This is a genomic window from Pseudovibrio sp. Ad46 (assembly GCF_001623065.1).
Taxonomy (GTDB): domain Bacteria; phylum Pseudomonadota; class Alphaproteobacteria; order Rhizobiales; family Stappiaceae; genus Pseudovibrio.
Map to the genome: position 1 here is coordinate 112804 of NZ_LMCG01000001.1, position 13670 is coordinate 126473.

The following is a 13670-nucleotide window of genomic DNA, read 5'->3' on the forward strand; positions in this document are numbered from 1 at the left end:
TTCGGCAAATTTCGAATCTCTCGGACACACTACCGACTAAATGAGGCAAACCAAGCTCAAACTAAAAGCACACGTATAAGTGAATTAAAAAAGGCCGGACAAAGCCGGCCTTTCAAACTTCTTGGCAGAAACGTTAGGACGCTTCTTTCAAAGCATGAGGCTTGGCTGTTTCAGCCGTCTCATTCTTCTCTTCAGCACCATCAGTCTCAGCATCAGTTTGCTCTTCTGGAGGCGTCAGCACGCTACCCATCTCTTCTGGGCTCAACACGCCCATGAGATGTCCATCCTCGCAAACAACTGGAACTGGATAATCTGCTTCCAATGTTGTTGGAAGAGCTTCTTCCAAAGTGCTTTCCAGCTCCACTGCGTTGCTGTCATCAGCAAAAGCATAAAGGGATGGACTATCACCCGGTTTTGCAACTTCTTCAGCAAGTCCCTCTTGCGTAACGATGCCGCGGAACTCTTTGTCCTCAACCACATAACCGAAATCTTCGTCATGTCGACGCATATCAGCCAGCGCTTTTTCCATGTTGTCATGGGTAATACGCACAGCAGGTGGCTGCATAACAGTATCTACGGTCAGCACGCGAGCACGGTTCACATCACGTACAAACGCCCGTACATAATCATCAGCTGGTTCAAGCAAGATTTCTGGCGGCGTACCGACTTGTGACAGAACACCATCCTTAAGGATCGCAATCTTGTCACCAATACGCAAAGCTTCATCCAGATCATGCGTGATGAACACGATGGTCTTATGTAGCTTCTCTTGCAGTTCAACCAATTGATCCTGCATCTGAGAGCGGATCAACGGATCAAGTGCAGAAAACGCCTCATCCATCAGCAGAATGTCAGCATCCGTTGCAAGCGCACGGGCAAGACCAACACGCTGCTGCATGCCACCGGAAAGCTGGCTTGGGTACTGATGTTCAAAACCACCAAGTCCAACCGTTTCAATCCACTCACGCGCTGTGGTTTCACGGTCTGCTTTTGTAATGCCCTGCACTTCAAGACCGTAAGCAACATTCTGCAGTACTGTCCGATGCGGCATCAGGCCAAAGCGTTGAAACACCATCGACATACGATGACGGCGGAAGTCTTCCAGCTCCTTATCAGAAAGAGCCATAACATCCTCGCCATCAACCAGAATGTGCCCATCTGTTGGGTCAATCAAGCGGTTGAAGTGACGAATAAGCGTAGACTTACCAGAACCGGAAAGGCCCATGATCACAAAGATCTCACCCTTCTCGATGCTAAGGGAGACATCATGCAGGCCAAGAGTATGGTCAGTTTCAGCAAGCAGCTGATCTTTGCCCATACCATTTTTGACCTTGGCAAGCTCCTTCTCAGGCGCCTTGCCAAAAATCTTGGTAATGTTTTGTACTTCGATCAATGCCATGTGTTAGCGCCTCACCCTGTTACCTTGCGATGCGCCTGCATCCGTTGTCCGGCTGATTGTGTGATACGGTCAAACACAACGGCAAGAACAACAATCGCTAAGCCGCCGAGCAAACCTTGTCCTGCATCATTACGCTGCAACCCAAGCAGAACGGTTTCACCCACGCCGCGAGCACCAATCATGGACGCAATCACCACCATAGCCAACGCCATCATCATGGTCTGGTTAATACCCTGCATGATGGAAGGGAGCGCAAGTGGGATTTGAACGCCCTTAAGGATCTGCCAGCGCGTTGCACCAAAGGCCCGGCTCGCCTCAACAACCTCTTCATCCACATAACGGATGCCGAGATCCGTCAGGCGAATAAGCGGTGGTGCAGCATAAATCACAGTAGCCAGAATAGCTGGCACCTTACCCAGACCAAACAGCATGGCCGCTGGAATAAGATAAACGAAGCTTGGAATGGTCTGCATCAAATCCAAGACCGGATTGAGCAAAGCTCTGAAGCGGTTTGAACGAGCAGAGATAACGCCAAGCGGCACGCCAATCACAACGGAAATCAGCACAGCGACAAGCAAGATCGCCACTGTTTGCATAGACTTTTCCCAAAGCCCCAATGTACCGATGAACCACATTGCACCTACCATCACCAGGCTAAGCCCCCAACGGCGGCTCGCAGCAAAGGTAATCAGGCCGATGCAGATCAAGATCACGATAGGATCTGCGCCACGGAGAAGTCGCTCTAACCGCACCAGCAAAAATAGGATGGAGTTGGAAAAGGCCTCAAATCCATCGCCGTAATTCACGACGAGAAAATCAACCAGATCGTTTGTGGAAGTCCGGATAGGTTTCCCAAAGTTGGGAAACACGTCGAAAGCCATGTGATCCTCTTATTCTTCTTAGCAAGGATCACGGAAACAAGTTCCGTGATCGCTTTTCATTCGCTAATTTTCAAAAACAGTCAGCTGTCTTTGATATTACAGAGCAGATTTCACACGCTCAGCGACATCAGCTGGAACCCAACCGGTCCAGAGTTCTTCGTTGTTTTTCAGGAACTCAGCAGCAGCATCATCTGTGGTTCCGCCAGTGTCCTGCATGTAAGCAAGAGCTTTGGAAACGTCATTACTGGTGGTTTCATAAGCTGTCAGGAACTCAACCAGTTTAGGCGCAGAAGTATGGAACTCTGTGTTCACGAAGACGTGCGTCGCAGACAGAGGGTATGCAACTGCCTCGGTCACTTTGGATGGATCTGTCTCTGCAGACAACTTGTCCCAAGCTTCCTTGTTGTAGGCAGGCTCTTCCAGCTGGATCAGATCATCAGCGACCTTACCCATGACCCAGGTTGGACCCCAGTAATAAAATACGATTGGCTTCTTACGACGAACGTTCGATTCAATCGCAGCAGCAAGCGCTGCACCTGTACCAGGGCGGAAGTTCACAAAGCTATCAAGCAAGCCATAAGCGTTGAGCTTCTTAGAGTTGATGACCTCACAGCCCCAACCAGCGATACAGTTGTAGAAGCGACCTTTTTCTGGCTCTTCCGGATCAGAAAACACGTCTTTGTACTTTGGCAGGTCAGATACAGACTTCAGACCTTTTGCAGGCGCATCATCGCCTTCAACCAGGTATTTTGGAATAAACCAAGCCTGTGTCGCATCAGGGAAGTTCACACCAAGATCAACAAACTGGTTCTTCGCTTTGCCTTCAGCAAGAGCTTCAGTCACGTTGTCTGGCCAGATTTCCATGGTCACGTCGATATCACCACGCGCCATACCGTTCAGAAGCGGAATAGTGGAGCCTGGGATGACATCCGTTTCACAGCCGTACCCTTTTTCAGCAATGAACTGAGCTACAGAGTTGTGAAAAGCATTGGAGTCCCAATCCAAACCAGCAAACACGATAGGACGGTCAACTTCACAAACAGGATCTGCAGCTTCTGCTGTAGACACAGCAAAAGGGAATGCAACTACGCACGCAGCGAGAGCAGATTTAAAATTCAACACGGATGCCTCCAAACAACCAAAACATACTTTTTGTTCGGTCAGAGAGAAAAGCCGCCAAGGACAGCTTGTCGTTCTGGCCGTAATGCTAAGTCAAAAACTCAGCAATTGCAGGACACGCTAGGTTGAGCGCATCAACTGCACCGTTAAAAATAGATATATTCAATTTTCTGTCAACTTAGACATCTGCTCAAGATATTTTTTTAAAATAAATATAAAAAGATATACTTCATAAATACACTGGATATGAAGTTATAAAGCTTTCATAACTCTCTAGTACCACCATTTAAAACGCAAAATAAGAGAAAAAAAATTTACTGAAGCAAAACTACTATTTTAAACTTTCTTTTACAGGTAATCCCCACGGAAAATTCAGGTAGTTTCACAGTAAATTGAAATAAAAAAACAACGTCAAATGATGTCGAATAATCACGTAGATTACAAAAAGAAAAGCGCAGAGAAAATCTGCGCTCTTTTAATAATATTGAATCATCGTTCAATAAAAAAATATAGGTGAGAAACTTAAGGAAACTGGGAAGTTGGCAGCATAAAAGCGCCAACTTCCTTTCGTGAGCCTACTTAGTTTTCAATGGCTTCAATAACATCCTCAAGGGAGCGTAAACCAGTCTTTGGTGCACACACCAAAACCGCCATGTTTCCTGGGGCATGTTGGTTCTTCCACATCTTCATATGAGCCTGCGGAATCTGGTCCCATGAGAACACTTCACTCATACAAGGGTCGATACGGCGATCAATCACGAACTTGTTCGCCTCACTCGCCTGTTTCAAATGCGCGAAATGCGAACCCTGAATACGCTTCTGGCGCATCCATACATAGCGCGCATCCATGGTCAGGTTGAAGCCGGAGGTACCCGCACAAAACACAACCATACCACCGCGCTTGGCAACCAGTGTTGATACCGGGAACGTTGCTTCACCTGGGTGCTCAAACACCATATCAACGTCATTACCCTTACCGGTAATGTTCCAGATCGCCTTACCAAACTTACGCGCTTCTTTGGTCCACGTATCATACTCAGGCGAGTTCACCTTCGGCAGCTGGCCCCAACAATCGAAGTCTTTTCGATTGATAACGGCCTTTGCCCCAAGCGACATCACGTATTCGCGTTTACTCTCATCTGAAATAACGCCAATCGCATTCGCTCCGGCAGCAGCAATCAGCTGAACCCCAAACACGCCAAGACCACCAGAAGCCCCCCAAACCAGAACATTCTGACCTGGCTTCAAATCATGCGGCGCATGACCGAACAGCATACGGAATGCAGTCGCCAGTGTAAGCGTGTAGCAAGCGCTCTCTTCCCAAGTCAGGTGTTTAGGACGCGCCATCAGCTGCTGAGATTGAACACGAGCGAACTGCGCAAATGACCCGTCAGGTGTCTCATAACCCCAAATCCGTTGGGAGTTAGAGAACATCGGATCACCGCCGTTACACTCCTCATCATCCCCGTCATCCTGGTTACAGTGAACGACAACTTCGTCGCCTACCTTCCAGCGAGTAACTTTGGAACCAACCGCCCAAACGATACCGGAGGCATCAGAGCCTGCGATATGATAGGGCTGCTTATGAACCTTAAAAACGGAAATCGGCTCGCCAAGGGCAGCCCAAACGCCGTTGTAGTTCACGCCTGCTGCCATAACCAGAATGAGCACTTCATGGCTGTCCAACTCCCAAGTTGGCACCACTTCCTTGACCATCGCTGTATCAGGGGAACCATGGCGCTCTTGGCGAATGGTCCACGCCCACATGTTCTTAGGAACATGCCCCAGCGGTGGAATCTCACCAATCTCATATAGGTCCTTGAACTCAGAGCCACCCTCTGACCCAGCTTCGACAACCCGTGCAACGGAACTCATGATATTCTCCTCCAAGTTTGCGTTGCGCCCTTCCCTCATGAGAGTGAAAGCAAGTCCTCTGCTAACGCTTCCAATCCACTATTTGCTGCAACGCAAAACAATACAACCTGTCAATATCGGCTATTTGAGAATTATCATTACAAAGAACTCATAAAATATATACAACTATTGCTTAACTTGCGAAGAATACTTCTTCTAATGTTGCATTGCACCAACCACTAAAACCTATGCAAAGGTGTAGGCAGAATTGAGATCTTGTCCCTTATAAAATGCTGGGAGGATCAGGGAGGCAATAGACTATGAGTACCGGTTCACCTAAAGGCGCAACAAAAGACCGTCCGTGGATGTTCCGCACATATGCAGGACACTCCAACGCTGCAGACAGCAACCGGCTCTACCGTACGAACCTCTCAAAGGGTCAGACGGGCCTTTCTGTCGCGTTCGATCTCCCAACTCAGACAGGATACGACCCGGACCATCCGCTCTCGCGCGGTGAGGTTGGTAAGGTTGGTGTACCCATCTCTCATCTGGGAGACATGCGCACCCTCTTCAACGAGATCCCGCTGGAGCGCATGAACACCTCCATGACGATCAACGCAACAGCTCCTTGGCTGCTTGCACTCTATGTGGCAGCTGCTGATGAGCAAGGCGCGGACCGCTCTCTGCTGGCTGGCACCACGCAGAATGATCTGATCAAGGAATACCTGTCCCGCGGCACCTATGTCTTCCCGCCCGCCCCATCCATGCGCCTCACAACAGATGTGATTTCATGGACTTACACGAACATGCCCAAATGGAACCCGATGAACGTGTGTTCCTACCATCTGCAGGAAGCTGGCGCGACACCAGTACAGGAACTCTCCTTCGCGCTCGCCACCGCGATCGCAATTCTGGACAATGTTCGTGCTTCTGGTGTCATCTCTGAAAGCGATTTCCCTAAACTCGTGGGCCGGATTTCCTTCTTCGTAAATGCAGGCATGCGCTTCATCACCGAGATGTGCAAAATGCGAGCATTTACAGAACTCTGGGATGAGATTTGCCGCGAACGCTATGGCGTTGAAGAAGAGCGTTACCGCCGCTTCCGCTACGGTGTACAGGTCAACTCACTGGGCCTCACAGAGCAGCAACCCGAAAACAACGTTTACCGAATTCTCGTTGAGATGCTGGCTGTTGTCCTCTCTAAAAACGCGCGCGCTCGTGCCGTTCAGCTACCAGCATGGAACGAAGCTCTTGGCCTCCCGCGACCATTCGACCAACAGTGGTCCCTGCGCATGCAGCAAATCATGGCCTATGAGACGGACCTGTTGGAATATGCAGATATCTTCGATGGCTCCAAAGAGATTGAAACCAAGGTCGAAGCGCTCAAAGAACAAGCAAGAAAAGAACTTGCCCGCATCGCAGAAATGGGCGGTGCAGTTGCAGCCGTTGAGTCCAGCTATATGAAACAGAAGCTCGTGGAGTCCAACTCCAAGCGTCTGGCAGGCATTGAATCTGGCGATCAGATCGTCGTCGGCGTCAACAAATGGACTGAGACTGAACCATCTCCACTGGCATCAGATGAAGACGGCGGCATCCTTACAGTTCCAGAGCATGTTGAAGAAGAAGCCATCCAGCGCATTCAGGCCTGGCGAGCTGAACGTGACGAGAACGCTGTTAAATCCGCTCTACTGGAGCTCCGCGCAGCAGCTTCTTCTGACAACAACATTATGGAAGCATCTATCAAAGCAGCTCAGGTCGGCGCAACCACTGGAGAGTGGGGTGCTGCCTTACGTGAAGTCTTCGGCGAATATCGTGCCCCAACTGGCGTCGGCAAAGCAGCCCCAGATGACAACGAGAGCCTTGCAGATGTTCAACAAAAAGTCTCCAAGCTTTCAGAAAAACTAGGTCGACGGCTTAAGTTCCTCGTTGGCAAACCGGGGCTGGATGGCCACTCCAATGGCGCAGAGCAGATCGCAGTACGTGCCCGTGATTGCGGCATGGAAGTCGTTTACGAAGGCATTCGCCTGACGCCAGCCCAAATCGTCAACGCCGCTCTTGAAGAAGGCGTCCACGTCGTCGGCCTGTCAATCCTGTCTGGCTCACATTTGGCACTGGTCCATGATGTGCTCGACAAAATGAAAGAAAACGGCATGGAGGACATCCCGATCATCATTGGCGGCATTATACCGTCAGAGGATGCCGAAGAACTGAAAAACGCGGGTGTTGCAGCCGTTTACACACCAAAGGACTTTCACCTGACAGAAATCATGTCAGACATTGTCCGCATCGTGGATGAGCAGGTCAACGAGACTGCCTAACGCCTAAAAATTAGGCAGGTTGGGCAAGTTGAACAGGCTTCTGCCCAACCAGTCGTATCCCCGGAGCATCCCGGAACCGCTCAATCATCGCGTCAATGAAGATCTCTGTTTTACGCGTCACCGCATCGCGCGAAGGGTAGACAAGGTATACCGGCTTCTCTTCGCACTGATAGTCAGGAAGTAGCCGTTGTAGTTGCCCGTTTGCCTCAAAATCTCGCATCATAAACAACGGCATGCGCGTAAACCCAACCGAGTTCAACAAGGCCTGCACCATCACCTGGGGGTGCCCAGCGACAAACTCAGACTTCAAAGCAACCACATGCTTTTGCCCATGTCGGAACATATCCAACGAACTGACTAGCTTCTCGTATCTGTATTGAATGTAGTTGAGGTCAGAAAGCGCCTCGGGACTTTGCGGCATACCATGCTTTGCAAGATAGTCTGGGCTGGCTGCCAAACAGGTTTCAACAATCGCAATTTTTCTGGAAATCCCAGAGGTATCTCCGGTGATCCCTGTACGGATCGCTAAATCGATACCGGTTTGCACAACATCAATCAGATCATCATCCATTTTAATTGAGACTGAAAGGTCTGGGTATTGCTTTCGAAGGTCGAAGATAAGCGGTGTGATTATATCAGCGCCCATAGCCTGAGAAACAGAAACAACCAATGAACCACTCTCTGCTGCTGCTTGGTCCTGTACTTCCTCAAACATCAGAGCGCTCTGACGCAACATCTTTTGCGCATGCTCATAGACAGTCTTTCCGGCAGCCGTCGGCTTAACGCCTTTGTTGGTACGAAAAACAAGCTCCTGCCCAACCTGAGCTTCAAGCAGGTTCAGCTGCTGGCTCATAGCAGGTTGGCTGATATGGCGTTGACGTGCACCACCGCTCAACGACCCATTGTCGATGACGCGAACAAAACTCTCCAGCAAATTCAGAAGATCCATAACTGCCCCATAAGCACTGCTTATATCCAAGATAAGACTTGGCCCTCTGCACTTCCAGTATCAGCCCCACAATATTGCTCCCATGCTTGTAAATGAGGAGCCTTTCATGACACTTTCCCGCCGATCTTTTTTATCCGCAGCCGCGTCCCTTGCTGGCGCAGGTGCAGTTGCCCCGGCAATGTCATCTATTGCGCTCGCAGCGGCGCCTAAAATTGGAACACAGGTTCCCGGCATCTATCGCTTCTCGGTAGGAGACATTGAAGTTACAGCAATTCTGGACGGACACTTGGGATTAGATCCGTCATTGGTCGTTGGGTTTGACCAGAAGGTAGCGCAGGAAACTCTAAAGCAAAATTTCCTCAGCCCCAATACGCAGGACATGTCTATCTCTGTAAACGGATATCTCATTAATACGGGCGACAAACTGGTGGTAGTCGACACCGGCACTGCCGACCTAATGGGTCCGACACTTGGCCGTTTCCATCAGAACCTGAAAGCCGCAGGCTATAACGCCTCTGATGTAGATGCCGTAGTTCTCACCCACCTGCACATCGACCACGTCGGAGGGCTGATCTCCAAATCAGGAGAAAAACTCTTCCCGAACGCCGAGTTCATCGTCCATGAGGTCGAATACAACTTCTGGCATGATGAAGGCACACGCTCAAAGTTCCCCAAAGATCTCCAGCATTTCATCGATCTCGCTCAGAACGTTTCAAAGCCCTATCAAAATCGCAAAACACTCATCAGCAAAGATGGTGAGTTCATCAAGGGGCTGGATGCTGTCTTCCTTCCCGGTCACACACCCGGACATATGGGCATCCGCGTTCACTCCAATAACGAAGAAGTGTTGATCTGGGGCGACACGATCCACTCCATCGGGCTCCAGTTCGCCAATCCAGATTGGACAATCGCCTTCGACGTAGATCAGGATGCAGCTCGACAAACACGGCGGAAAATACTGGATCGGGTTTCAGCAGATAGAACGCCAGTCGTCGGCATTCACCATGACTTCCCAGGTCTGGGGCATGTTCGCAAAGCCGGAAATGCCTTCGAATACCACGAAGTCAGCTGGCAGCATAAGCTTTAGAGAAACAAGAGCTCACGAGACACCTCGTGAGCTCTCTTCTATTGGGCAGGCGATAATGGTGTCGCCGGTATTGACGGCGGCGCAATTGGCTGAGCTGGTGTTAACGGGATAGATGGCCGTATTGGCGGAGCAATCGGCTGAGCAGGCCTGATTGGGACAGCAGGCACCTCAATCGGACGAGAAGGCTGCAGCGGATAAGCAGGAATTTCATGCCGTGGGCGCGGATATGGACGCCAACGCGGATAACGCGGGTAAATTGGATAGCGTCGATAGACAAACGGCAGCCCCACATACGGCGCTACATAAGGAAGCGTACGGGAATAGTGCGGTCCCTCAACTCCATATCGAATATATCTGGCAGAAACCCACCCCGGAGCACCGCGGAATGTCAGGTCACACCACGAACCGTTCTTGGTGCAGTAATTGATGAAAACCACGCCACCTGCCGGAATTGTCGTAATGACAGGATATCTGGTGCCAGGCCCTGTCCTCATGTTTACACCATTCGTGGTGTATCCGGCATGCCCACGCTGCGCAAAGGCGGCATTGGAATAGATAAGAACAGCCAGAAGCACGAGACCGGCAATCACCCAGGCCAAAATTTTCATAAAACTGCCCTCCAGCCTCTCTAAGGTGCTATCGGCCATAAGAAGGGCCTCCATAGGATGGCCCACTAAATCCGGGTGAACCAGGCGATCCCGGTGAAGGAGGCAATCCTGTAATCGGAGGAGCTGCAGGCAGAGGACCGGAAGGCCCCGGCAGAGGTGGCGGCAAAGACCCCGGACGCGCAGACCCTGCAGGATAAGCTCCCGGAGGCGGGTTAAACTGCGAGTGATCCGCATCCCGATCCGTCGGCAAATAAGGCTGCGCTTGCCCCGGTCTCAAACTATCTCCCGGTTCAACCGGACGGTCTAGAGGTTTGATGGGCGGGATAATATTACTGCGCTCATTGAACTGAACCTGCTGAAATCCAGGATAATCAACAGACCCGGAACGCGTAGACAAGCTGTTTGCACTCACAGATTGAGCCACGACACCTGCTGCGAGACAACAGCCTACAAGCATTGCGTATTTCATTTGACCCTAGTCCTAATTGCAGGCTGGCCAAAATCAACAGCCAGCATAATTAAGAGAAGACTGCCACCAAGGGGCTAACAACGTGCACTGACAAAACATCGGGTTTTAGAAGCAATTTATGTCTTGCCTTGAAGAATATAACGTGAACAAATTCACAGTTCTCATCAGTTTTTCTAGCCAAAACCCCGCCTAAGCCTTAGGTTTGAGGTATGATTCTCCAAAGCAGGTAAACACGCCCCCATGACGAACCGCCTCAAGATTGTAACGTGGAACATTAACTCAGTCCGCCTCCGTCTTCCTATTGTCGAGAAAATGTTACTGGACCATGCCCCAGACGTTTTGTGCCTGCAGGAAACAAAGTGCCCGGATGGAAGCTTCCCAACGGCTGCAATCAATAAGCTTGGCTATCGTCATGTAGAGGTACACGGCCAAAAGGGTTACCACGGCGTAGCCTTTCTCTCACGCGTGCCACTGGAAAATATTGAGCGCAAAGAATTTTGCGAAATGGGCGACACCCGCCACATCGCCGCAGATGTTGCCTTTAATGGTGGTAAAGTCCGCATCCATAACTTCTACGTCCCAGCAGGCGGTGACGTGCCGGACCCTGAGGTCAACGACAAGTTCGCTCACAAGCTCAAGTTCCTCGATGAAATGGAAAGCTGGTTCAAAGGCTTCGACGGCCAGTCAGTCGTCGTCGGCGACCTGAATATCGCACCTTACGAAAATGACGTTTGGTCTCACAAGCAACTCATCAAAGTCGTCTCTCACACACCGCTGGAATGCCAGCGCCTCGAAGATGTGCGCGAAGCTGGTAACTACGTAGATACCATGCGCAAACACATGCCAATGGACGAGAAGATTTACACTTGGTGGAGCTACCGTGCCAAAGACTGGTCCGCATCCAATAAAGGCCGTCGTCTCGACCATGTCTGGATGACTCCGGAAACAGCGCAGCACACCAAAGACGTCCAGATTATACGCGACGCACGCGGTTGGGAAAAACCATCCGACCATGCACCAGTCATGGCTGTGCTGGAAGCCTGATCCCACGGAATCAGATTTGCCATTTCACGATGAAAAGCGGGAGCACCTCCCGCTTTTTCTATTTGCACCTTTTAAGGAATAAGCAGCACTTTCCCTTTGGCTCTACGGCTCGAGATTTCCTCTAAGCCCAATGCAATGTCTTCCAACGGATACTCTGCATGGATATGCGGTTTCAACTTCCCATCAGCAACCCATTGGAACAGCTGCTCACAATCTTTGTGATGCTCTTCAGGCTCACGAACCACTGCCTCTCCCCAAAACACACCGAGAACGTCACAGCCTTTCAGCAGGGTAAGGTTCGCCGGGATCTTTTGGATCGTTCCAGAGGCAAATCCAACAACCAGATAACGTCCACGCCATCCCGTAGCGCGCAAGGCATCATCAGCATGATCCCCGCCTATGACGTCATAGACCACCTCAAGCCCTTTACCATCCGTTAGATCCTTCAGCTTCTGTTTCAGACCACCCTCAGAATAGTTGACCAGAACATCAGCGCCGCAAGCTTTTGCGTGAGCAAGCTTATCTTCCGAAGACGCGCAAGCAATCACCCGGGCCCCCATCAGCTTTGCAACCTCCACAGCAGCCTGTCCTGCTCCGCCAGAAGCACCTAACACTGCAACCGTCTCCCCCGCCTGTAACCGCGCCCGGCTACGAAGGCCGTGAATAGCCGTTCCGTAAGTGATCAAAAGTCCAGCTCCATGCTTGAGCGAAACCTCATCCGGCACCCGCACAAGTTCATGCTCAGGAGCAACATATAGCTCTCTTGCAGCTCCCCATTTCGCGTAGGAGGCTACCCGATCCCCAACCTTGAACCGCGAAACACCATCACCGACGGCTTCAACAATGCCCGCCATTTCACCCGATGGCGAAAACGGGAGCTCCGGCTTGAACTGATACTTCCCTTGAATGATCAATGTATCGAAGTAATTGAGTGCCGCCGCTTTCACACGAACCAACACCTCTCCAGCTCCAACACTCGGGTCGTCCAGTTCTCGAACGACCAGATCATCCGGCCCCCCAAGTTTTTCGCAGATAACAGCTTTCATAAAATGTGGCCCTCTCTCTGACCTCCAAAATTACACGGGCAATCACAAAATCTCAAAGCCGTCTTTGGTGCCATTTTGCGATTAAAACACCCATACATGCTGCTACACTTGCGGGAACACCACAGTTGGAGGTATGAAGCGCACAACATCAACAACGAGAAAAACTGGGCATGCGCGGTTATTTTGCTATTGGCTCTGAAGGGCTTTCCAAATCCATGAATGTTGGCACGCTGATGCGTACTGGTCATGCATTCGGAGCAAGTTACTTTTTTACAGTCGACGCGCACATCAAAAGCCTTGGCAAAGCAATGAAGGCTGATACCTCCAAGAGCCCGGACCACTTGCCCTACTTCGCCTGGAACTCGGTTGATGAGATGCAATTCCCGCGTGGCTGTAAAATGGTGGGTGTTGAGCTCACCGACGATGCGATCGAGCTTCCAAGCTTCGGGCATCCGTTGCAAGCAGCTTATATACTCGGGCCAGAACGTGGGTCTCTGTCACAAGAGATGCAGGATCGCTGCGATTACATCGTCAAAATCCCAACCAAGTTTTGCTTGAATGTTGGTGTGGCTGCCGCTCTGGTCTTGTATGACCGCTATATGGCACACGGAAAGTATGCTGAGCGCTCTCTCACTGCAGGCGCTCCGAAAGATCCATTACTGGAACATATTCACGGCGCTCCAATTTTCCGAACCGGTCGAAAGGTTCCCGGCTTCGACAGCAACTCATGAGTGATTCGAAATACGGTTGCCATTCCTGATACATACTCTGAAACGGCAACCTTTATTTCTCACCATAGCAAATGCCTTGTATAAATTTTTAAGGTGTTTCCCTTTCCACACCCAGTCTCTTTCACATTACAAATTCGTAATTCTTTGAGGCTCCACACTTCGCAT

At 50.6% G+C, this 13670-nt stretch carries 12 protein-coding genes; 4 read left to right on the forward strand and 8 right to left on the reverse strand.

Features of this window, described 5'->3' with window-relative positions; all coding sequences use genetic code 11:
- Window positions 1-133: 133 nt before the first annotated feature.
- From PsAD46_RS00555 to ccrA, 4 genes are all read right to left on the reverse strand, one after another.
- Complete coding sequence (locus PsAD46_RS00555) at window positions 134-1399, reverse strand: glycine betaine/L-proline ABC transporter ATP-binding protein (protein ID WP_063305930.1); 1266 nt, start codon at window positions 1397-1399, stop codon at window positions 134-136.
- An 11-nt stretch (window positions 1400-1410) separates the two neighbouring features.
- Window positions 1411-2280 carry a proline/glycine betaine ABC transporter permease gene (locus PsAD46_RS00560; RefSeq protein WP_093515971.1) on the reverse strand — a complete coding sequence of 290 codons (870 nt, stop codon included), beginning with the start codon at window positions 2278-2280 and terminating at the stop codon, window positions 1411-1413.
- A 96-nt stretch (window positions 2281-2376) separates the two neighbouring features.
- Entirely contained in the window at window positions 2377-3402 is a 1026-nt protein-coding gene (locus PsAD46_RS00565; RefSeq protein WP_063305931.1) for an ABC transporter substrate-binding protein, read from the reverse strand.
- 576 nt (window positions 3403-3978) lie between these two features.
- The gene (ccrA, locus tag PsAD46_RS00570) at window positions 3979-5274 is read right to left on the reverse strand and encodes a crotonyl-CoA carboxylase/reductase (RefSeq protein WP_063305945.1); all 1296 of its coding nucleotides are present in this window, start codon (window positions 5272-5274) and stop codon (window positions 3979-3981) included.
- A gap of 299 nt (window positions 5275-5573) precedes the next feature.
- Between ccrA and PsAD46_RS00575 the strand changes: the two genes are divergently transcribed.
- Complete coding sequence (locus tag PsAD46_RS00575; RefSeq protein WP_063305932.1) at window positions 5574-7571, forward strand: protein meaA; 1998 nt, start codon at window positions 5574-5576, stop codon at window positions 7569-7571.
- A 10-nt stretch (window positions 7572-7581) separates the two neighbouring features.
- On the opposite strand, the gene PsAD46_RS00580 is transcribed toward PsAD46_RS00575, so the two are convergent.
- On the reverse strand, window positions 7582-8520 hold the full coding sequence (locus tag PsAD46_RS00580) for a LysR family transcriptional regulator (RefSeq protein WP_063286106.1): 939 nt from the start codon (window positions 8518-8520) through the stop codon (window positions 7582-7584).
- Window positions 8521-8626: 106 nt separating this feature from the next.
- Here PsAD46_RS00580 and PsAD46_RS00585 point away from each other — a divergent pair, with 106 nt between their 5' ends.
- The gene (locus PsAD46_RS00585; RefSeq protein WP_063305092.1) at window positions 8627-9607 is read left to right on the forward strand and encodes an MBL fold metallo-hydrolase; all 981 of its coding nucleotides are present in this window, start codon (window positions 8627-8629) and stop codon (window positions 9605-9607) included.
- A 38-nt stretch (window positions 9608-9645) separates the two neighbouring features.
- On the opposite strand, the gene PsAD46_RS00590 is transcribed toward PsAD46_RS00585, so the two are convergent.
- Together PsAD46_RS00590 and PsAD46_RS27820 are read right to left on the reverse strand one after the other, a co-directional pair.
- A complete protein-coding gene (locus PsAD46_RS00590; RefSeq protein WP_208980972.1) occupies window positions 9646-10215 on the reverse strand; it encodes an SH3 domain-containing protein in 570 nt (189 codons plus the stop codon).
- Between the two features lie 28 nt (window positions 10216-10243).
- Complete coding sequence (locus tag PsAD46_RS27820; protein ID WP_153040659.1) at window positions 10244-10684, reverse strand: hypothetical protein; 441 nt, start codon at window positions 10682-10684, stop codon at window positions 10244-10246.
- Between the two features lie 240 nt (window positions 10685-10924).
- Here PsAD46_RS27820 and xth point away from each other — a divergent pair, with 240 nt between their 5' ends.
- Window positions 10925-11728: an exodeoxyribonuclease III gene (gene xth / locus PsAD46_RS00595; RefSeq protein ID WP_193776892.1), complete on the forward strand. Its 804-nt coding sequence runs from the start codon at window positions 10925-10927 to the stop codon at window positions 11726-11728.
- A 71-nt stretch (window positions 11729-11799) separates the two neighbouring features.
- Here xth and PsAD46_RS00600 read toward each other — a convergent pair whose 3' ends face one another.
- Window positions 11800-12774, reverse strand: a complete 975-nt coding sequence (locus PsAD46_RS00600) for an NADPH:quinone oxidoreductase family protein (RefSeq protein ID WP_063305933.1) — start codon at window positions 12772-12774, stop codon at window positions 11800-11802.
- A gap of 170 nt (window positions 12775-12944) precedes the next feature.
- On the opposite strand from PsAD46_RS00600, the gene PsAD46_RS00605 reads away from it, so the two are divergent.
- Window positions 12945-13505 (forward strand): RNA methyltransferase, encoded by a 561-nt coding sequence (locus tag PsAD46_RS00605; protein ID WP_057463558.1) that lies wholly within the window; start codon window positions 12945-12947, stop codon window positions 13503-13505.
- The last annotated feature ends 165 nt before the right edge of the window (window positions 13506-13670 follow it).

Coding starts and splice junctions, on each gene's coding strand:
- PsAD46_RS00555 (WP_063305930.1), bottom strand. CDS start 1,399: ATGGCATTGATCGAAGTACAAAACATTACCAAGATTTTTGGCAAGGCG.
- PsAD46_RS00560 (WP_093515971.1), bottom strand. CDS start 2,280: ATGGCTTTCGACGTGTTTCCCAACTTTGGGAAACCTATCCGGACTTCC.
- ccrA (WP_063305945.1), bottom strand. CDS start 5,274: ATGAGTTCCGTTGCACGGGTTGTCGAAGCTGGGTCAGAGGGTGGCTCT.
- PsAD46_RS00575 (WP_063305932.1), top strand. CDS start 5,574: ATGAGTACCGGTTCACCTAAAGGCGCAACAAAAGACCGTCCGTGGATG.
- PsAD46_RS00580 (WP_063286106.1), bottom strand. CDS start 8,520: ATGGATCTTCTGAATTTGCTGGAGAGTTTTGTTCGCGTCATCGACAAT.
- PsAD46_RS00585 (WP_063305092.1), top strand. CDS start 8,627: ATGACACTTTCCCGCCGATCTTTTTTATCCGCAGCCGCGTCCCTTGCT.
- PsAD46_RS00590 (WP_208980972.1), bottom strand. CDS start 10,215: ATGAAAATTTTGGCCTGGGTGATTGCCGGTCTCGTGCTTCTGGCTGTT.
- PsAD46_RS27820 (WP_153040659.1), bottom strand. CDS start 10,684: ATGAAATACGCAATGCTTGTAGGCTGTTGTCTCGCAGCAGGTGTCGTG.
- xth (WP_193776892.1), top strand. CDS start 10,925: ATGACGAACCGCCTCAAGATTGTAACGTGGAACATTAACTCAGTCCGC.
- PsAD46_RS00600 (WP_063305933.1), bottom strand. CDS start 12,774: ATGAAAGCTGTTATCTGCGAAAAACTTGGGGGGCCGGATGATCTGGTC.
- PsAD46_RS00605 (WP_057463558.1), top strand. CDS start 12,945: ATGCGCGGTTATTTTGCTATTGGCTCTGAAGGGCTTTCCAAATCCATG.